Source organism: Methylobacterium sp. Leaf111 (assembly GCF_001423285.1).
Taxonomy (GTDB): domain Bacteria; phylum Pseudomonadota; class Alphaproteobacteria; order Rhizobiales; family Beijerinckiaceae; genus Methylobacterium.
In genome coordinates this window covers 919014-938188 of the sequence record NZ_LMNE01000001.1, presented here as the reverse complement: position 1 = coordinate 938188, position 19175 = coordinate 919014, and the positions used below count along the sequence as shown (strand labels likewise).

Sequence of the window (19175 nt, the reverse complement as noted above, 5' to 3'; positions counted from 1 at the left end):
AGATCATTGGTCGGCCCGTAATTCGTTCCGGCATACCGTGAGTAGGTCAGGCAATGCCTCATGGACGGTCCCGCACAGAAGCTTTGCCGAGACACGCTCATATCGATGCCGATAGACGTTCCCCGAGTCCGCGATCTGCCGCCATGGGATATGGACGTTCCGGAGTCGGGTTTCCTCGTCGACGCGCCGACTCGCCTCCGAGATGATCTCCAGGCAGCGCGTCACGCCGTAGAGTAGAAGCCGGTTGCTGGCGAAATCTTCGAAGCTCAGGTCCACAGTGAAATCCTGAGCCGCTTTAACATTTTCGATGATGCCGAGCAGGGCGCGGCGGCCCCGCTCAGAAAGCATGGATCGCGTCGCGCTCGGCTCCGGGGCGTACGTGAGGCTTCAGCATCGAGCGGGTTGCGACATCCACTTCGACAGGGAACAGATCGGCGATGAACCCGACGACGCCGACGTACCCGTAGACATCCCGGATGGTGGTCTCGTCGATGTCGATCATGACATCGAGGTCGCTTGCCGCATGCGCCTCGCCACGCGCGACGGAACCGAATAGGGCGGCATGCAGAACGCCCCGTTCGCGCAACTCGGCCTCGTACGCGCGAAGAATCTCGAGGGCGGTGCTGCGATCCATACCGCGACCGTACTCGAAATCAGACCTGAGCTGAAGGGCTCCCCCTCACGTCGCCGCCCCCACCGTATCGGCCATCCGGGCGTCGCGGGTGCCGAGCGGCTGCTCGGGGCCGCGGGTGGTATCGGCCCTGGTCTGGTGCTCCATCTCGGCGTTGATCTCGGCGCCGATGAGCACGATCGTGGTGGAGATCCAGATCCAGGTCATGAAGCCGATCACGGCACCCAGCGAGCCGTAGGTCTCGTTGTACTTGCCGAAATTGGCCACATACCAGGAGAAGCCCAGCGAGGTGATGAGCCAGGCCACGGCGGCCAGGGCGCTGCCCCAGGTCACCCAGCGCCAGCGCGGGGCGTCGCGGCTCGGGCCGTAGCGGTAGAGAAGGGCGAGGCCGCCGAGCACCGCGGCGAGGAGCACCGGCCAGCGCAGCAGGGCGATGTACCAGGCCTCCGAACTCAGCCCGATGATGTTGATCGCCGCCGGCACCACCACGATCCCGACCAGCGCCAGGATGATGAACAGCAGCGCGCCGCCCGTGAAGGCCAGCGAGCGCAGGTTGAGCCAGACGAAGCTGCGCGTCTCGCGTTCCTCGTAGACGATGTTCAGGGCGGAGAAGACCGCCTTCATGCCGCCGTTGGCGCTCCACAGCGACAGCACGATGCCGGTGAAGAAGGTCAAGCCGAGGGTGGTGTCGCCCTTGGCGGCGATGCGTTTGACCTGCTCGCCGACGATGTCGAGGGCCCCGGAGGGGATGACACCCTGCAGGCTCTGCAGGTGCTCGTTGATGGTGGCCACGTCCGCCACGAGCCCGTAGCACGAGACCAGGGCGGCGATGGCGGGGAAGATCGCCAGGAGCACGTAGAAGGTCACGCCGGCTGCGACCGAAACGATGTTGTTCTCCGAGACGTCGTGGAACGCCCGCATCCCGATATCCTTCCAGCCCTTCGCCGGGATGTCGGACGGCGTGCGCGCGCCGCGGCCGCGCTCGGGCTCGGCGCTGGCCACCCGGCGGGCCTCGGTGCCGGCATGGGACGGGGAGGGCTGGCGGGTCGGATCCTTCGGCATCGCCCGGGCCGGTGCCGTCCCTCCGGCCCGACGCGGGAGCGCGACGAAGCCGAGAAGTGCGGTGGCGAGGGCCACGGTCCAGAGGGTCGAGTTTCGGGTCTCGACTGCATTGGGTGCAGTCGAATGCTCGTTCGGTGAGGTCATCGATCGTCCGTTCCGCCGAAGGAATCGTAATCGCAAGGTGATGCTGGCGTTGCTCGACGCAACAAACGTTGGTTCGACAACGGGAGGTGACGGCCAAGAGTTTCCTTCCGGTTCACGGAAAAGCGAGCGCGGGCGACGCGGCGGCCCAGCCGGATTTATTCCGCGAAACCCCCGTCCGAGGGCCGACGTTGTGCGTCGGGGCACGCGAAGCGACCCGCGGTGCGGAATTTCGGGGCCAGCCTGGACGTGAGGGCCGATCGCGGCTTGCCCTCCCGGGCGCCACGCGGCACGGCCGAGGGAGCCTCAGACCTCGACCCCAAAACCTCGACCCGGAGACTCCCGACCCGTGCCGCACGCGACAGAGCTGATCGCCATCATCGCCCTCGGCCTCGTGCTGGCCTTCGTGTGCGGAATGCTGGCGCAGCGCCTGCGCCTGCCGCCCCTCGTGGGCTACCTCCTCGCGGGCGTCCTCGTCGGCCCCTACACGCCGGGCTTCGTGGGCAACAGCCAGCTCGCCGGCCAGCTCGCCGAGATCGGCGTGATCCTGCTGATGTTCGGCGTCGGCCTGCATTTCTCGATCAAGGACCTGATGGCGGTGCGCACCATCGCGCTGCCGGGCGCCATCGTGCAGATCCTGGCGGCCACCGCCATGGGCGGCGCGCTGGCGCTGGCCTGGGGCTGGGGCCTCGGGGCGGGGCTCGTCTTCGGCCTTGCCCTGTCGGTGGCGAGCACGGTGGTGCTGCTGCGGGCGCTCGAGGAGCGTCGGCTCCTCGACAGCGACAAGGGCCGCATCGCGGTGGGCTGGCTCATCGTCGAGGATCTGGCCATGGTGCTGGCCCTCGTGCTGCTGCCGGCGCTGGCCCCCTCCCTCGGGGGCGACGGGGCGGGCGTCGCGCACCATGCCGGGGACGGCAACATCTGGCTGACCCTGGGGCTGACGCTGGCCAAGGTCGGGATCTTCGCCGCCGTGATGCTGGTGGGCGGGCGCCGCTTCGTGCCCTGGCTCCTCGACCAGGCGGCACGCACGGGCTCGCGCGAGCTCTTCACCCTGGCGGTGCTGGCCCTGGCGCTCGGCATCGCCTTCGGTTCGGCGGAGCTCTTCGGCGTCTCGTTCGCGCTCGGCGCCTTCTTCGCCGGCATGGTGCTCGCCGAATCCGACCTCAGCCATCAGGCGGCGGCCGATTCCCTGCCGCTGCAGGACGCCTTCGCGGTGCTGTTCTTCGTCTCGGTCGGCATGCTGTTCGACCCCGGCATCCTGATCCGCGAGCCGCTCTCGGTGCTGGCGGTGCTCGGCGTCATCCTCATCGGCAAGTCCCTGGCGGCGGTGGCGATCGTGCTGGCCTTCCGGCATCCGCTGGGCACCGCGCTGACCATCGCGGCGAGCCTCGCCCAGATCGGCGAGTTCTCGTTCATCCTCGTCAGTCTCGGCCTATCCCTGAAGCTCCTGCCGGAGGAGGGGCGCGACCTCATCCTCGGCGGCGCCATCCTGTCGATCACCCTCAACCCGCTGTTCTTTGCGCTCACCGACTGGGTCGGCCGCAAGGTCGCCGAGCGTCCGGCCCTCGCCGCCCGCTTCGAGCGCCAGGGCGCCGCGGCCCTGGCGGTCACCAGCGAGAGCCCGCCGCATCGGGGCCACGCGATCCTCATCGGCTATGGTCGGGTCGGCAGTACCATCGGCCAGGCGCTCAAGGCCTGGGACCTGCCCTACATCGTCCTCGACCGCGACCGCCGCCGGGTCCTGGAGTTGCGCCAGGAGGGCATCGAGGCGGTGTTCGGCGACGCCACGGCGCCGGGCATCCTGCAGGCCGCCGACATCGCCCAGGCCCGCCTGATCGTGGTCGCGACACCGGAGGCCCACACGACGCGGCGCATCGTCGAACTCGCCCGGGAGATCCATCCGGGCATCGACACCCTGGTGCGCACCCACAACGACGGCGAGCGCCGCCACTTCGAGGAGCAGGGCGTCGGACTCGTGCTGATGGCCGAGCGCGAACTGGCCTTCGGCATGACCCTCTACGCCCTGCGCAGCCTCGGCCTGAAGGAGGGCGAGGCCCGCATCTTCGTCGACAGCACCCGGGTCGAGAGCCGCTCCGCCCCCATCGCGACCGCGATCGACCAGGTCACGCCGGAGCTGCGCCCCCACAAGGAGGAGGGGGCGTGAGGCGTCAGGCGGCCAGGGAGCGCCCGAGGTCGTGGACGCGGCGGAGATCGGCCACGAAGGCCGCGTAGGCCTCCGCCTTCGCCTCGTCCGGCAGGCGCAGCAGGTAGGACGGGTGCACGGTGATGAACCCCGCATAGGGTTTTTCGAAATCCGCCGGGCCGCGCGCCCGGGTGATCGGGATCTGTTTGCCCGTCAGCGCCAGCACGGCGGTGGCGCCGAGCGCCACCACGAGCTTCGGCGCGACGAAATCGAGCTCCCGGTCGAGCCACCAGCGATAGTGGCTGACCTCGCCGGCGGTGGGCTTCTGGTGGATGCGGCGCTTGCCCCGCTCCTCGAATTTGAAGTGCTTGACCGCATTGGTGAGGTAGGCTTCGCCTCGCGCGATCCCGGCCTCGGCCATCGCCCGTGAGAGCAGTTGCCCGGCTGGGCCGACGAAGGGGCGCCCCTGGCGGTCCTCCTGGTCGCCCGGCTGCTCACCCACGAAGGCGATGGACGCGCCCAGCGGTCCTTCGCCGAGGACGGCCTGGGTCGCGCCGGGGACCAGCGGCTCCGAGCGCCGGATGAGGGCGTTGAGCGCCTCCAGCGAATCCGGGGCCTGGTCCGCCATGGCCGCGACGGCCCGGGCGGGATTGCGCTTGACCGGCATCTGCGGCGTCCTCTCGATCATGGCGCCGGTCCGCGCCGCCGCCTGCCGGACGAGGCCCGGAATGGCGGCGGTCTCGGGCATGTTGCGCCAGTACTTCTTCGGCATCTCCGCCCGCATCGCGGCGAGGTTCGTCCGGGCGGGGTTAAACGTGCTCTCGTAGTAATCGCGCCAGCCGGCCTCGAATCCGTCTTGTGCCGGTGCGTCCTCGCGTCGCCCTGGCGGTCCGAACGCGAGGACCTCGCCGTCCCAGCGGGCGGAGGCCTCCGGCGTCAGGATGGTCCAGTCCAGTCCGCGGAAGCGATCGACGAAGAACGGGGCCGCGGCCCCCAGGATGTGGTGGTCCGGCTCGAACCAGGCGACGAAGCGCTCCGGCCCATCGCCCTCCACGCGGCGGAAGCGCAGGAAGGCGTGCATCTTGTGCAGGTCGCGGGCGATGGCCTTGCGCATCCGCTCCAGGCGATGGACCAGCGGGTCGCTCGAGATTTCCAGCAAACGCCGCTCGCCGCGCTGGATGCGCCAGATCAGATCGTAGAGCAGGGCGTAGCGCTCAGGGTCGCGGTGCAGCACCACCCGGGCGACCATCTCGCCCACCCCGCGCGGCAGGCTCAAGGGAGCTTCCTCCGAGGGCGCGGGGGGCGGCGCCCCGAACAGCCCGGACGCTTCGCCGATGGACCACAGCACCCGCTCCGGCGGGATGCCCCGGCCGGCGAGGCGACGGGCCGCGGCCCGGAAGCCCTCGAGGTCGGCGCCCGGGGAGAGGTCGACGGCTTCGAGCGCGCCGCGCCCGAACCCTGTCCCCTCCGCGGGGGAGGGAGGAGCCGATCGGTGTGCGCCCGCCATCCTAGAACAGCGACAATTGCTTGGGCGGGTCGGCGAGCCGTGCCCGCAGGTCGAGCCGGTCGGTGAGGCCGCCCGCCGGATGGTAGTCGGCGGCGATGAGGAAGGGCCGCGCCCGCTTCAGGGCCGAGGTCAGGCGGGCGACGTCGTCGAGGCGCAGGCGGGTGTGCCGGCGGGCCCGGATGATCTTGTCCACCGCCCGGGCGCCGAGGCCCGGCACCCGCAGCAGCATCTCGCGGTCGGCGGCGTTCACGTCGACGGGAAAGCGCGCCCGGTGCTTCAGGGCCCAGGCCAGCTTCGGGTCGATGTCGAGGGAGAGCATCCCGTCCTCGGTGGCATCGGCCACGTCGTCGGGGGTGAAGGCGTAGTACCGCAGCAGCCAGTCGCCCTGGTACAGGCGGTGCTCGCGCTGGAGCGGCGGCGCGGTCAGCGGCAGGATGGTGGACCCGTCCGGGATCGGGCTGAAGGCCGAGTAGTAGACCCGCTTGAGGTTGTAGGAGCCGTAGAGCAGGGCGCTCTTGCGGATCAGCGCCTCGTCCGTGGTGGCGTCGGCCCCGACGATGACCTGCGTCGACTGCCCGGCCGGCGAGAACCGGCGCTTCTCGGATTTCGCCTCGGCGATGCGCTCGCCGATCTGCGCGATGGCGTTCTGGATGACGGCGCCGTCCTTCTCGGGGGCCAGGCGCTCCAGGCTCGCCTCGGTGGGCAACTCGACGTTGATCGACAGGCGGTCGGCGTAGAGGCCCGCCTCCTCGATCAGCCAGGGGCTCGCCTCCGGGATCGACTTCAGGTGGATGTAGCCGCGAAAGCCGTGGTCGCGCCGCAGCGATTTCGCCACCCGCGTCAGCAACTCCATGGTGTGATCGGGCGACTTGATGATGCCCGACGAGAGGAACAGGCCCTCGATGTAGTTGCGCTTGTAGAACTCCACCGTGAGGGTCACGACCTCCTCGACGGAGAACTTCGCTCGCTGCACGTTGGAGGAGCGCCGGTTCACGCAGTAGGCGCAGTCGAACAGGCAGTAATTCGTCAGCAGAATCTTCAGGAGCGAGATGCAGCGCCCGTCCGGCGTATAGGCGTGGCAGATGCCGGCGCCGGTGGTCGAGCCGAGCTCGCCCTTGCCGGCCGTGCGCTTGGGCGCCCCGGACGACGAGCACGAGGCGTCGTACTTGGCGGCATCGGCGAGGATGCGCAGCTTCTTCGCGAGCGTTTCGTCCATCGACGAGAAATGCGCCTCGTTCGCGCTTCGTTCAAGTTTTCGCGTGCGGATTCGGGCTTTCTCCGCCGCCGCGATGTCGCAGCCTTATATCGGGGAACCAAAGCCCGGAACCCGGTCCCGAAGCTAAGCCTCGTGGTCGAGGGGCTCGGCGTCGGGATCAGCCTCGATCACCCGTCGGCTGAGGCCGTACGGGAAGCCGGCGCGGGCCATGGCGGCGAGATCCCGGTCGCGATGGGCCTCGCGCGTCCCAGGCCGGCGCCAGGGTCCGAGGCGCCGCCGCTTGGCATAGGCCCGGGCCGCTTCCGCCTCGAGGTCGACGCCCGCCTCCGCCGTCTCGCGCTCGGCCTCCATCGCGCTCGCCACCTGCTCGCGCGACACGCCCTTGGCGGCGAGCTTGGCCGACAGGGCCCGGGCGGAGGCACCGCGCCGGCGCAGGGCCGCGAGGCGCCCGGCGGTGAAGCGGGCGTCGTCGACGAGGCCGGCGCCGACCGCGCGGGCGACCGTGGCCTCGATCGCCTCGGCGAAGGCGCTCGCCTCCTCCCCGCGCAGGCGGCAGCGCTTGTCGACCCGGCGCTTCAGGGTCTGCCGCAGCATCGCCACGGAGGCGCTGTAGCGTTCGAGGTAATGCAGGGCCGCCCGCTCGAGATAGGCGGGGGTGACGGGCGGGGGCGGTTTGACCTCGGCCCGGTCATCCGGTGCGGCTCCGGTGGGGCGGCGGGACGCAACGTTTCGCGGTGTCATCGGTTCTTCACGATCCGGACGGGGTTCGGGGGTCGGTCTCGCAGATATGGTGATCCCGCTGGACAAAGGCTCGTTCCTGCCATGCCGGCATTTCTCGTGAGACGCGAGTGGCTTCTCGTCCTTCTGGCGCTCGGCTTCGCCGTCGTGGCGGGGATGCTGGTCTACCTGTCGCGTCCCACCACCCTGACCGTGGCGGTCGGTCCCCGCGACGGCGCCGAGGCGACCCTGCTTCAGACCTACGCCCAGGCTCTGGCCCGCGGTCGCGAGGATGTCCGCCTCAAGCTGAACTTCTACGATGACGTGCGTGACAGCGCGGAGGCGCTCCAGCGCAACAAGGCCGACCTCGCCGTGGTCCGGCCCGACGTCCTCCTACCCGAGAACGGGCTCACCCTGGCGATCCTGCACGACGAGGCCCTGCTGATCGCCGCGCCGGAAGCGGCGGGCATCGAGAACTTCCCCGACCTCGCGCGCAAGCGCCTCGGCGTGGTCGAGCGGCACGCCGCCGACATGCCGTTCCTGACGAACCTCCTCGCCTTCTACGACTTCTCCGCCCAGCCGGCGGCCGAGCCGGTCCCCGAAACCGGGCTCGGCCCGGCCCGGATCGCCCTCGTGCCGCTCACCCCCCAGGAGGTCACCAGCGCCATCGCGGAGGGCCGCGTCGACGCGGTGGCGGTCATCGCCGCTCCGGCTTCGAAGGCGGCGATCTCGACGGTGCGTGCCGTCGAGGCGGCCTCGGCCGAGAAGAAGATCAATTTCGTCTCCGTGCCGGATGGCGGGGCGATCATCCAGCGGATGCCCGAGTTGCAATCCGTGACGATCCCGGCGGGCACCTTCGGCGGTCGCCCGAAGCGCCCGGACGAGGACGTGAAGACGGTGGGCGCCTCCTACCGGCTGATGGCCCGCGGCGGCGTTAGCCGCTTCACGGTCGCCTCGGTGACCCAGCACCTGTTCGAGTGGCGCTCGAAGCTGGCGCCCCTGGCGCCGATCGCCAACCTGATGAAGGCGCCGGACTTCGATTCCACTGTCGCGGCCACGAGCGCTCGCCTGCCGAATCATCCCGGCGCGGTGGACTACTTCGAGCGCGAACAGCAGACGATGTTCGAGCGCTACGAGGACTACATCTACCTGCTGGCGTTCTTCGGTGGCACTGTCGGCTCAGGTGTCGCCTGGGTCGCCCAGCGCCTCGCCCGAAAGCGGCGCGAGCGCATCGACATCGTCCTCGACCGGCTCCTCGACATTCTGCGCGAGGTGCGCGCCGCCACCGGCAAGGCCGACCTCGACGGCCTCGTGCGCGAGACCGACGACCTCGTGGCCGACGTCGTCCAGCATGCCCGCGAGCGCAACATCGACAACCGCACCGTGAGCGCCCTCATCCTGGCCATCGACGCGGTCCATGCGGCGATCAATGACGAGCGCCGCAATCTCGGCGCGGGTGACATCGAGAGCGGGCGGGCGGTGGACCACGCTCGCACGGCCCGCCTCCTCTCGCTCCACACGCCGGCGGCGGAGTAGCCGGCCGAGACCCGATCGCGACGCGGCGGACGCCCGGGATCAGCCCGCCGCGTCGAGTTCGGGGCCGCGGGTGACGTCGAGGCCGCTCGGTGCGCCCGGCGGCGGGCCGACCGTGACGGGCCGGCCCGTGCGGGCCGCCTCATAGATCGCCTCCATCAGCACCTGGTCCTGCAGGCCCTCCTCGCCGGGGGTGCGCGGGCGCCGATCCTCCTGGATGCAGCGCGCCATGTGGTCGATCTCCAGGGCGAACTGGTTCTTCTGCGCGAGGATGCGGGTGTCCTGCGATTCCGCCTGCCCGTCCGGTCGCGCGATCACCAGGCGCTGGCCGCGATACGCGAAGGCGTTCTGCAGGTCGATGGCGGCCCGGTCGGTATGGACCTGGAGCCGGCGCGACTCGTGAACCCCATAGCTCGTCAAGCACTGCGCGATGACCTGCGAGGGGAAGCGCAGGGTGAAGGAGACCGACTCCTCGACCTCGGCGAATTTCGGATCGCCTTCCGGCGAATGGATCTGTGCCTCCACCGAGACGGGCTCCTCGCCGGTGAGGGCGCGCACGCCGTTCAGGCAGTAGAGCCCGATATCCGGCAGGGCACCGCCGCCGGCCAGGGCCTTCTTCAGGCGCCATTGCTGGGGCAGGCCGGTGGTTTGGCCGTTGAAGGCCTGGATCAGGCGCGTCCGGCCGACCTCACCGGAGCGGGCGAGACGCGCCACCTCGCGGTTGTAGGGCTCGTACTGGCAGCGATAGGCGATCATCAGCTTGACCTTGGCCGCCGCGCAGGCCGCGATCATGTCCCGGGCCTCGGCGGAGGAATTCGCCATCGGCTTCTCGCAGAGCACGTGCTTGCCTGCCTTGGCCGCGGCCAGCACGTCCCCGCGATGGACGGCGTTCGGCGTCACCACGTACACGGCCTGGACCGCGGGGTTTTGCGCGAGGCGGTCCCACTCGTCGTAGCCGTAGACCGCCTCCGGCGCGATCCCGTACTGCTCGGCCACGAGCTTCGCCTTGGCGGGGGTGCCCGACATCAGAGCGACCACGCGGGCCCGCTTCGTCTCGCCGAAGGCCGGCAGGATCTCTTCCAGGCTGAGGCGTCCGAGGCCCACGATGGCGAAGCCCACGCGCTGGCCCGGCGGCATCGGGGCGGGGGGCGGCGGGGGCGCCCGGTCCCCGGGGCCGCGCCAGTTCGGGAACATAACCTTGCCGCCCTGCACCGCGCCGGTATCGGCCGGGACCGAGGGGCCGGGCGGGCCGGATTGCGCCCCCGCGCCCGTCGCCCCGAGGGCGAGGCCGGTCAGGGTCGCACTGCCCGCGCGCAGGACGTTGCGGCGGGAGAGGGGGATGTCATCCGTCATGAAGCTCGCTGTCGGTTCCGGCGGGACAGGGGCCGCGGATGGAGAACCGCCGGCCTGCTCCTTCGGGAACGTCACGGCGAGAAACGCGGTTCCGGCGATCCGACGGCCTGCGCCACCGGACCGCTGCCGCCCTCAGGCCTCGTCGCCCCGCGCAGCCAGGCGGGCCCGCAGGGACGCGATCTCCGAGCGCGCCGCCCGAAGATCGCGCATCAGGCCGATGGGGATGGGCACCGCGGCGGGCGGGTCCGGCACGAACTGGACGCCGACGCAATCGTCGCCCCGCCAGATCAGGCGTACCGGCCGCGTCTGCCGGGTCTTGCGGATATGGAGGGTGAAAATCTCCGGCAGGGGCACGCCGTCGCTGAGCGCGAGGCGCAAGCCATCGGGACCGCAGTCCCGGATCAGGCAGGCCGTGTCGGAGGCGTGCGGGGCGATGCGGATCTCGGCGCCGAGAAGGCTCCGCAGCCGGTTGCCCTGTCGACGCTCGCCGGTGATCGAACCCATGTGACCCTCTTCAGAAGTGGCATTGGGGTAACAGGGTTGTGGCCTCCCGGTGCCGGTGGGCGCAAGCGCCGGAGCGATTCATCGTCCGGTAGGGTTAAGGCGTCCGCTCCGACTCCCCGTGACGGGTCGGGGCCTCGACGTCGCCGCGCTGCTGCAGAACCAGGGCGACGAACCAGCAGAGGGCGGCCCAGGCGGCTCCGACGCACCAGCCGGCGACCACGTCGCTCGGCCAGTGCACCCCGAGATAGATGCGGCTGAGCCCCACCAGCAGCGTCATCGACACCCCGACGATGAGCACCAGGATCTTCACCCCGCGCTGGCGGTCCACCCGGGCGATCAGGCTCGCCAGGGTCAGGTAGGCGATGGCCGACATCATGGCGTGGCCGCTGGGGAAGCTCGCGGTGAACACCTCCATCCCGTGGGGCACGAGGTCCGGGCGGGGGCGCTGGTAGAACATCTTGAGCACTGTCGAGGCGATCTCGCCGCCGCCGATCGCCGCGACCACGAAGACGGCGATGCGCCGGCGCCCCGTCATCGCCAGATAGGCGCAGGCCGCCGCCGTCACGAACACGATGGTGAAGACGCTGCCGAGCCCGGTGATGTCGCGCATGGTCTCCTCGAGCCATCGCGGCCCGATCGGGTCGGAGAGATCGGCCGGATTGCGCAGGGCGAGGAGGATCTTGCGGTCGAGGGCGGCGGTCGAGCCTTCGCCGACCTCGTTGGCCAGGGCGAAGAATCCGTAGCCGAGCAGGCTCACCGCCAGCAGCGCGAGGACCGGGCCGACCTCGTTCAGGCGCAGGGCCAGGCGCAGGGCGTTCGCCCGGGTGACGAGCGGATTGTTGCGGTAGCCGGAGGGCAGGGCTTTCATGCGGGCGTCTTCGCGAACTGGTCGATGGGGGGCTGGGGGCTCCCGGCATAGCGGATCGGCGGGGCGTCCTCCATCCGGGCGGACGCGGCGTTACCCGAACGCGAAGCTGGCGCGACGCTCCCAGGGACCGCCGAGGTAGCGCCAGAGCAGAAGGCCCGGCGCCGTGAACCGGAAGGGCGTGAAATCCGCCTCCAGCTCGGCGTGCAGCGTCCGGGCGGTGCCGGGATCGACCTTGTTCTGCACCGTGACGTGCGGGCGCCAGCCCTGCCGATCCTGCGCGGTCAGGCCCTCGCCCAAAGCCTCGAACGGGTCGGCGAGCCGCGCCCGGAAGGCCGAGAGGGCGTCGGAGGCGAGCACGTAGGCGACGCCGCGCCCGGTAAAGCGCAGGCCGGTCACCGCCACCTCCGGCGGCGCCTGGGTCCGGGTCATCGCCGACAGGGTCTCGACGATGCCCGGCTCGCTCGGGCCCGGCAGGTGGTGGAACAGGGTCGCGTGGGCCGGGATGTGGTTCAGCGCCTGCGGGAAGTGTCGGCGGCGCAGGCCGTCGAACCGCGCGAAGGTGTCGGGATCCATCCCCAGGGTGAGGATCAGCGGGTCGGGCGTGGGGGTGTGGTCTGTCATGGTCCGATCCGGCGTGAGGCAGGGAGATGGCGCGGGCGGGGGCTGCGTCCAGGGCCGCCGCCGCCACGGTCCGCGGCGTGGCCGCCGCCGCCCGGCCTGTTCAGGGCGGTCCGGGCCGGGTAGAGAGCCCCGATGCGGCGCAAACACCGGGAAATCGTCCATGTGGGGCGCGAGGGCTGGCTCTTCCTGATCGGAGGCACGAACGGTGTCCTCGAGCAGTATCGCGCCAGCCTGTCCCGGTGGTGGCGCCTGCGCGGCTGGGTCAAGCTCGTCGCGGCGCGGGCCGCCCGGGCCCAGGCGCTGGGCATCCGCTATGTGCACGTCGTCGTGCCCGAGAAGCTGTCGGTCTACGACGACCGGACCCAGGATCTGCGCTTCGATCCGCGCCAGGCGCCCACCCGCGTGCTGGCCCGGCGGCTGATCAACAATCCCCACTACGTCGACCTGCTGGCGCCGATGCGGGCGGCGCGCGACGGCGCGGTGCCGCTCTACTACCGCACCGACACGCACTGGAACTACGAGGGCTGCCGGCTGGCCTACGGCGTGCTGATGCGGGCCTGCGGCGCGGTGCCCCCGGCCGATCTCGACGCCCGCGAGCGCTACGAGACCACCCGGGTGCGCGATCTGGGCGAGAAGATTCCGGAGAAGCCGATCGAGACGGCGAGCCATGCGGTGCTCGACCGCGACGCCCGCCGGACCTACGCGAGCCCGCTCGTGGCCGCCTACGAGGCCGCCGGCCGCGCCCCGGATCTCCATGTGGGCGCCCATGTCTGCTTCCGGAACGACCGGCCGGACGTCGATCCGCGCACCCTGGTGCTGTTCGGCGATTCCTACGCGCATTTCGCGCCGATCATGCTCACCGGCATCCTGGCGGAGAGCTTCCGCGAGGTGCACTTCGTCTGGTCGTCGAGCATCGACTGGGGCTACGTCGAGCGGGTGCGGCCCGACCTCCTGGTCTTCGAGATGGCCGAGCGCTTCGTCACGCGCCTGCCGGACGACACCTTCGACATCGCGACCTACCAGAAGGGCGAGCACCTCGCGGCCGCCGCGCCCGCCGTCGCGGCCCCCCCGGCCGAGGCCCCCGTGCCGGAGGGGCTGTCCGCCGAGGCCTGAGCGCCCATCTTTCCGCGGACACGCAAACGCGGGAGGGAACGATCATGGGGCTGCTCGTCGACGGCGTCTGGCAGGATACCTGGTACGACACCAAGGAGACCGGCGGCCGCTTCAAGCGCACCGACGCCAAGTTCCGGAACTGGATCACCGCCGACGGATCCCCCGGTCCCAGCGGGGAGGGCGGGTTCCCGGCGGAGGCCGGGCGCTACCACCTCTACGTGTCGCTGGCCTGCCCCTGGGCCCACCGCACCCTGATCGTGCGGGCCCTGAAGGGCCTGGAGGCGGCGATCTCGGTCTCTGTGGTCGATCCGCACATGGGCCCGGAGGGCTGGGTCTTCGGCGATTCGCCCGGCGCCACGCCCGACACGGTCAACGGCGCGACCCGCCTCTACGAGGTCTACCTGAAGAACGATCCCGACTTCACCGGCCGCGTCACCGTGCCGGTGCTGTGGGACAAGCAGCGCGCCGCCATCGTGTCGAACGAGTCGGCCGAGATCATCCGGATGCTGAACGGCGCCTTCGGGACCGCCGGGCCGGACCTCTACCCGGCCGACCTCGCGGGCGCGATCGACGCGGTCAACGCCCGGGTCTACGACGCCGTCAACAACGGGGTGTACAAGGCGGGCTTCGCCACCGAGCAGGCCGCCTACGCGGAGGCCTTCACCGCGCTGTTCGCCGAACTCGACGCCCTGGAGGCCCGCCTCGACACGGCGCGCTACCTCTGCGGCGACCGGCTGACCGAGGCGGATCTACGCCTGTTCACCACCCTGGTGCGGTTCGACGCCGTCTATGTCGGGCATTTCAAGTGCAACCGCCAGCGCATCGCCGACTATCCCAATCTGTCGAACTATCTGCGCGACCTCTACGCCCTGCCGGGGGTCGCCGGCACGGTGAACCTCACCCATATCAAGCGGCACTATTACGAGAGCCACCCGACCATCAATCCGACCCGGATCGTGCCCCTTGGGCCGGCCCTCGACTTCGACGCCCCGAACGACCGCGCCGCCCGCTTTCCCGCCTGAGCCCGGAGCCCTGCGCGCCCGCAGCCCCTCGACGAACCGACCCGCAGCCTTACATCGGAATCATGATGCGCCTCTCGACCACCCGCCTCGTCCTTCTCGCTGCCCCGCTGCTCACGGCCGCGCCCGCCTTCGCCCAGACGGCCGTCAAGCTCGAGGGGCGCTGCGAGAAGCTCGTGATCGCCGGCCAGGACGTCTCGGCCACCTGCAAGAACACCCTGATGAACACGGTCTCGCGCAACCGCACGAGCTTCGACTTCGCTGCCGAGGGCCGGTCCCTGAGCTTCAGCGGCAATGGCGCCCAGCAGGAGCGGACGGAGGAGACCGACCCGCTCCAGCCGATCAACCTCGTGATCCCGAGCGAGACCACCAAGGACGGCGTGGTCCAGGGCCCCTTGGTCGCCGTCGGCTCCTGCGCCTTCAGCACCCCGGAGCCGGGCAAGACGACGATCACCTGCGAGGCGAACGCCGCCAAGGGAACCTACCAGGGTGTCTTCGTGACCGATGCCAAGGCACCGGATGCGGGCAAGGCCGGCGGCAGCGCCCCCCGCTAGGAGCGCGGGCTTCCTCCGGTGGGTGGGTCGTGTCGAAGCGGGATCCGCCGATGACCCGGGGGCGATTGCGTGTGGACGTCCGCTCTGGTCCGAGCGCGCGGAGTTCCCATCTCTTGACGCAGGACGGAACGGGTGGACAGACCCGGACCCTCCGACGGATCCAAACGAAGGCCTCGAGGACGTTATGCTGAACGATGCGCCGGTGCCGGGCGGCCCCACCCCCACCAAGGACGTGACCACGGCGAGCTTCCGCCAGGACGTCATCGCCGAGTCGATGCAGCAGCCCGTGCTCGTCGACTTCTGGGCCCCGTGGTGCGGCCCGTGCAAGCAGCTCGCCCCCGTGCTGGAGAAGGTGGTCGCGGGCTCCGCCGGCAAGGTGAAGCTCGTCAAGATGAACATCGACGAGCATCCCTCCATCGCCGGCCAGCTCGGCATCCAGTCGATCCCCGCCGTGATCGCGTTCGACAAGGGGCAGCCGGTCGACGGGTTCATGGGCGCGGTGCCCGAGGCCCAGATCAAGGACTTCATCACGCGCCTGGCCGGCCCCGCCGGTCCGACGCCGATCGAGGAGGCCCTGTCCGAGGCCGAGGCCCTCCTCGGGGTCGGCGACGTGGCGCAGGCCGCGCAGCTCTACGCCGCCGTGCTCGCCGAGGAGCCCGCGAACGTCAACGCGATCGCGGCCCTGGCCAAGATCCAGCTCGACGCCGGCGACATCGAGAACGCCAAGGAGCTCGTCGCCATGGCGCCGCCCGAGACGGCGTCCCATGCCGGCCTCGCCAGCGTGCGCGCGGCGATCGAGCTCGCCGAGCAGGCGGCGGCCCTGGGCGACCTCGGTACCTTTCAGGCCCGGATCGAGGCAGACCCGAACGATTTCCAGGCTCGCTTCGACCTCGCGCTCGGTCTCAACGGCCGCAACCTGCGCGACGAGGCGGTGGACCAGCTCATCGAGATCGAGCGCCGGGACCGCACCTGGAACGAGGGCGCGGCGCGCAAGCAGCTCCTCACCTTCTTCGAGGCCTGGGGCCTGATGGACAAGGCCTCGATCCGCGGGCGGCGACGCCTGTCGACGCTCGTCTTCGCGTGAGGCCGCGAACGAACCGCAGGGGAACACGATGAGCACGCATGCGGGCTACAAGGGACCGGCCGACTGCCCCGGAGTGATTCCGGTCTTCCCGCTGCCCGGTGCGCTGCTGCTGCCGCGCGGACAGATGCCGCTGAACATCTTCGAGCCGCGCTACCTCGCCATGATCGACGATGCCCTGCGGAACGACCGGATCATTGGCATGATCCAGCCCGACGTGGAGGCGGGCTCGTCGCCGATGACGCCGAAACTCTTCCGCGTCGGCTGCGCCGGGCGGATCACCCAGTTCGCCGAGACCGGTGACGGGCGCTACCTCATCTCGCTCACCGGCATCGCCCGGTTCCGGGTGGAGAGCGAGCTCGCCACCACCACCCGCTACCGCCGCTGCCAGGTCTCCTACGACGATTTCGCCACGGATTTCGAGGCGCGGGCGGGTGAGGCGGCGGTGGACCGGGAGGGCGTGCTCAAGGCCCTGCGCGACTTCGTCGAGGTCAACGACCTCAAGGTCGACTGGGCCGGCATCGAGGAGGCGCCCAACGAGGCCCTCGTCAACGCCCTCTGCATGATGAGTCCCTTCGGCGCCCGCGAGAAGCAGGCCATGCTGGAGGCGGCGGACCTCAAGACGCGGGCCGAGGTCTTGATTGCGGTGACCGAAATGGAGTTGGTGCGCGGGTCGGGCTCCGAGCCCACGCTGCAATAGTTTTTTCCCGCGAAGGATACGCCCCAGATGGCCGATGACACCCCGGGCCCCGTCGAGGCCACCCGCGTCGACCCCAAGCTCCTCGAGCTCCTCGTCTGCCCGTTGACGAAGGACACCCTCGAATACGATGCCGGCCGCCAGGAGCTGGTGAGCCGCTCCGCCCGCCTCGCCTATCCGATCCGCGACGGCATCCCGATCATGCTGCCGGAAGAGGCGCGGGCGCTCACCGACTGATCGGCCGCGCCGGCATGACCGATCGCCCGACCATCGCCCTCGTCGCCACCGGCGGCACCATCGCGATGAAGCACGATCCCGTCACGGGGGCCCCGGTCCCCGCCCTGACGGGGGCCGACCTCGCCGCCGCGGTGCCGCGCCTGGCCGACCTCGCCCGGATCGCGGTGTTGGAGTTCGCCAACGTGCCGAGCGCCTATATGGGCCCGGACCTCTGGCCCGGCCTCAGCCGCACGGTGGCGGACCTGCTGGCGCGGCCGGACATCGCGGGCGCCATCGTCCTGCACGGCACCGACACCCTCGACCAGACCGCCTATTTCCTCGATCTGACGCTGGCGAGCGACAAGCCGGTGGTGATGGTGGGCGCCCAGCGCAACGCCTCCGAGGCGGATGCCGACGGCGCGCGCAACCTCCTCAATGCGGTCCGCCAGATCCTGGCCCAGGGCGCACGCGAAGATCTGCGTGAGCTGGGGGTGACGGTGACGCTCAACCACAACATCAACGCCGCCCGCGCGGTGCGGAAGTCCCACACCAACAACGTCGAGACCTTCAATTCCGGCGAGGCCGGCTTCCTCGGGCAGGTGGACGAGGACCGGGTCGTGTTCGCCCGCAAGCCCCTGCGGCGCCAGACCCTGCCGCTCCCCGAGCGGCTCGCCCGGGTCGCGCTCGTGGCGATGGCGGCCGGTGACGACGGGCGCCAGCTCCGCCACGCGGTGGCGGATGGGGCCGCGGGCGTGGTGATCGCCGCCTACGGCTTCGGCAACGTCAACGAGGCCCTCTACGACGCGGTGGTCGAAGCCATCGCCGCCGGCGTCACCATCGTGGTGGCGAGCCAGGTCCCGCATGGCCGGGCGCTGCCCGTCTACGGCTTCAAGGGCGGCGGCAGCACGCTGCGGGCGGCCGGCGCGGTCTTCGCCGACGACCTCTCGCCGGACAAGGCCCGGGTCCTGGCGCTCCTCGCCCTGCCGATCACCCGGGACCGCCAAGCATTGCAAGCGTATTACGACCGGTAACGCCAAGCTTCGGCTTGGTCCTGGGCCATGGTCATGGCCTGTTCAGACATGTTCGGCAATAAGTCTCATCCATCGATTGCGGCGCTTGTCACAATCCTGCCGCTTCGGCGGGTATGCTCAGCGCACTCTCACTTGATCGTCTGCTTGAACCGCCGGTGCGCCATCCTGTGGCCGCGGCTCGGACGGACGCTGTTTTGCCGAAGGATGATGCATGTCCAAAGTTGCGGTGGTTCTGGCGCTCGGAGCCGGCCTGTCCTCGCCCGCGATGATCCCGGCCGCGGCCCGCGACGGCGGAAACTTCAACGGGGCCTGGTCGGTGGAACTGGTCACCGAGAGCGGCATGGTCTGCGACAGCCGCTACACCTATGCGGTGTCGGTGCAGGAGGGGAAGGTGCGCCTCACCTCCGCGGCGGCCGGCGCCACCCTGAACGGCCGCGTCGGGCCGGACGGCACGGTCGGTCTCAACGTCTCGAACGGCACCGCCTCGGGTGCGGTCTCGGGCCGCCTCCAGGCCCAGAGCGGCGGCGGCACCTGGAAGGTCTCCTCCCTGTGCTCCGGCCGCTGGACGGCCCGGCGCCACACCACCCGGACCGCCCAGGCGGAGTAGGGTTCGAGCCGGACGCGGCCCGCTTCCCCGGCGGATCGCGGGCCTGAAGGGACTCTCGTCGCGCTTGTGGGACGACCGCGACCGGCGGTCGATCCGCGGCGGACGGGGCCCCAGGGCCCCCGCGCCTCACCCCTCCCCACAGGGGGAGAGGGACGAGCCGGCCGGATGCGTGTCCCGGCCGTCGGTTCAGGGCCTCAGGCGGCCGCGAGCCATTGGCGCGCTTCCTCGATATGCGCGCGGTCGAAGGTCTTGATCTGGGCCGGCGAGACCTTGCCGAAGGTGTCGGCGATCATCCGCAGCCACGAGGCGTCGGTCACCAGGGCGACATGGCTGACGCCCTTCATCATGGCGAGGCCGAAGCGCGGGTCCTTGAAAAACGCGGCCGGCTCCATGCCCTTGAAGTCGCGCACGTCTTCCAGGAGCTTGATCTTGCCGCCCTTGTCGAGGTCCGCCTGCATGGCGGTGATGACGGTGTTCATGTCCGCATCGGTGATCTGTCCGTCGACCACGATCTCGGCGACGCTCGAATCCGGCTTCTTGGTGTAGGTCAGCACGTGGGGC

21 protein-coding genes are annotated in these 19175 nt (G+C 70.6%); 10 read left to right on the top strand and 11 right to left on the bottom strand.

Annotated features, from left to right (window positions below):
- Positions 1–3 precede the first annotated feature (3 nt).
- Genes ASF41_RS04200 through ASF41_RS04190 form a run of 3 tightly spaced genes read right to left on the bottom strand, consistent with a single transcriptional unit; the run spans position 4 to position 1837 of the window.
- A complete protein-coding gene (locus ASF41_RS04200; RefSeq protein ID WP_056491050.1) occupies positions 4–348 on the bottom strand; it encodes a DUF86 domain-containing protein in 345 nt (114 codons plus the stop codon).
- Complete coding sequence (locus ASF41_RS04195; protein ID WP_056491047.1) at positions 338–634, bottom strand: nucleotidyltransferase family protein; 297 nt, start codon at positions 632–634, stop codon at positions 338–340. The genes ASF41_RS04200 and ASF41_RS04195 overlap by 11 nt, the downstream gene beginning before the upstream one ends.
- A gap of 45 nt (positions 635–679) precedes the next feature.
- The gene (locus ASF41_RS04190; RefSeq protein ID WP_056491044.1) at positions 680–1837 is read right to left on the bottom strand and encodes a YihY/virulence factor BrkB family protein; all 1158 of its coding nucleotides are present in this window, start codon (positions 1835–1837) and stop codon (positions 680–682) included.
- A gap of 346 nt (positions 1838–2183) precedes the next feature.
- Between ASF41_RS04190 and ybaL the strand changes: the two genes are divergently transcribed.
- Positions 2184–3998, top strand: a complete 1815-nt coding sequence (ybaL, locus tag ASF41_RS04185; RefSeq protein ID WP_056491041.1) for a YbaL family putative K(+) efflux transporter — start codon at positions 2184–2186, stop codon at positions 3996–3998.
- A 4-nt stretch (positions 3999–4002) separates the two neighbouring features.
- On the opposite strand, the gene ASF41_RS04180 is transcribed toward ybaL, so the two are convergent.
- The 3 genes from ASF41_RS04180 to ASF41_RS04170 all read right to left on the bottom strand — a co-directional run bounded on the left by ASF41_RS04180 (position 4003) and on the right by ASF41_RS04170 (position 7441).
- Positions 4003–5484 carry a UdgX family uracil-DNA binding protein gene (locus ASF41_RS04180; protein ID WP_056491039.1) on the bottom strand — a complete coding sequence of 494 codons (1482 nt, stop codon included), beginning with the start codon at positions 5482–5484 and terminating at the stop codon, positions 4003–4005.
- A 1-nt stretch (position 5485) separates the two neighbouring features.
- Positions 5486–6700, bottom strand: a complete 1215-nt coding sequence (locus ASF41_RS04175) for a putative DNA modification/repair radical SAM protein (RefSeq protein ID WP_056491036.1) — start codon at positions 6698–6700, stop codon at positions 5486–5488.
- A 123-nt stretch (positions 6701–6823) separates the two neighbouring features.
- Positions 6824–7441 carry a regulatory protein RecX gene (locus tag ASF41_RS04170; RefSeq protein ID WP_056491034.1) on the bottom strand — a complete coding sequence of 206 codons (618 nt, stop codon included), beginning with the start codon at positions 7439–7441 and terminating at the stop codon, positions 6824–6826.
- 81 nt (positions 7442–7522) lie between these two features.
- Between ASF41_RS04170 and ASF41_RS04165 the strand changes: the two genes are divergently transcribed.
- Positions 7523–8953 carry a TAXI family TRAP transporter solute-binding subunit gene (locus tag ASF41_RS04165; RefSeq protein ID WP_056275142.1) on the top strand — a complete coding sequence of 477 codons (1431 nt, stop codon included), beginning with the start codon at positions 7523–7525 and terminating at the stop codon, positions 8951–8953.
- Between the two features lie 39 nt (positions 8954–8992).
- Here ASF41_RS04165 and ASF41_RS04160 read toward each other — a convergent pair whose 3' ends face one another.
- From ASF41_RS04160 to ASF41_RS04145, 4 genes are all read right to left on the bottom strand, one after another.
- Entirely contained in the window at positions 8993–10303 is a 1311-nt protein-coding gene (locus ASF41_RS04160; RefSeq protein WP_056214333.1) for a Gfo/Idh/MocA family protein, read from the bottom strand.
- A gap of 132 nt (positions 10304–10435) precedes the next feature.
- A complete protein-coding gene (locus ASF41_RS04155) occupies positions 10436–10807 on the bottom strand; it encodes a hypothetical protein (protein WP_056491031.1) in 372 nt (123 codons plus the stop codon).
- 94 nt (positions 10808–10901) lie between these two features.
- Positions 10902–11675 (bottom strand): phosphatase PAP2 family protein, encoded by a 774-nt coding sequence (locus tag ASF41_RS04150; RefSeq protein ID WP_056491028.1) that lies wholly within the window; start codon positions 11673–11675, stop codon positions 10902–10904.
- 90 nt (positions 11676–11765) lie between these two features.
- Positions 11766–12296 carry a 2'-5' RNA ligase family protein gene (locus ASF41_RS04145; protein WP_056275147.1) on the bottom strand — a complete coding sequence of 177 codons (531 nt, stop codon included), beginning with the start codon at positions 12294–12296 and terminating at the stop codon, positions 11766–11768.
- 132 nt (positions 12297–12428) lie between these two features.
- Between ASF41_RS04145 and ASF41_RS04140 the strand changes: the two genes are divergently transcribed.
- The 8 genes from ASF41_RS04140 (at position 12429) to ASF41_RS04105 (ending at position 18614) form a co-directional block, all read left to right on the top strand.
- The gene (locus ASF41_RS04140; protein WP_082503973.1) at positions 12429–13409 is read left to right on the top strand and encodes an alginate O-acetyltransferase AlgX-related protein; all 981 of its coding nucleotides are present in this window, start codon (positions 12429–12431) and stop codon (positions 13407–13409) included.
- Between the two features lie 44 nt (positions 13410–13453).
- Positions 13454–14431, top strand: coding sequence for a glutathione S-transferase family protein (locus ASF41_RS04135; RefSeq protein WP_056491025.1), 978 nt, complete (start codon positions 13454–13456; stop codon positions 14429–14431).
- A 65-nt stretch (positions 14432–14496) separates the two neighbouring features.
- A complete protein-coding gene (locus ASF41_RS04130) occupies positions 14497–14982 on the top strand; it encodes a hypothetical protein (RefSeq protein ID WP_056275655.1) in 486 nt (161 codons plus the stop codon).
- Positions 14983–15166: 184 nt separating this feature from the next.
- Positions 15167–16066, top strand: coding sequence for a thioredoxin (gene trxA / locus ASF41_RS04125; protein WP_056491022.1), 900 nt, complete (start codon positions 15167–15169; stop codon positions 16064–16066).
- Between the two features lie 28 nt (positions 16067–16094).
- Positions 16095–16763: an LON peptidase substrate-binding domain-containing protein gene (locus tag ASF41_RS04120; RefSeq protein WP_056491019.1), complete on the top strand. Its 669-nt coding sequence runs from the start codon at positions 16095–16097 to the stop codon at positions 16761–16763.
- 27 nt (positions 16764–16790) lie between these two features.
- Entirely contained in the window at positions 16791–16997 is a 207-nt protein-coding gene (locus ASF41_RS04115; RefSeq protein ID WP_056214359.1) for a Trm112 family protein, read from the top strand.
- Positions 16998–17011: 14 nt separating this feature from the next.
- Entirely contained in the window at positions 17012–18007 is a 996-nt protein-coding gene (locus ASF41_RS04110; RefSeq protein WP_056491016.1) for an asparaginase, read from the top strand.
- A gap of 211 nt (positions 18008–18218) precedes the next feature.
- Positions 18219–18614, top strand: a complete 396-nt coding sequence (locus ASF41_RS04105) for a hypothetical protein (protein WP_056491013.1) — start codon at positions 18219–18221, stop codon at positions 18612–18614.
- 194 nt (positions 18615–18808) lie between these two features.
- Here ASF41_RS04105 and ASF41_RS04100 read toward each other — a convergent pair whose 3' ends face one another.
- On the bottom strand, positions 18809–19168 hold the full coding sequence (locus tag ASF41_RS04100) for an STAS/SEC14 domain-containing protein (protein ID WP_056214370.1): 360 nt from the start codon (positions 19166–19168) through the stop codon (positions 18809–18811).
- Positions 19169–19175 lie beyond the last annotated feature (7 nt).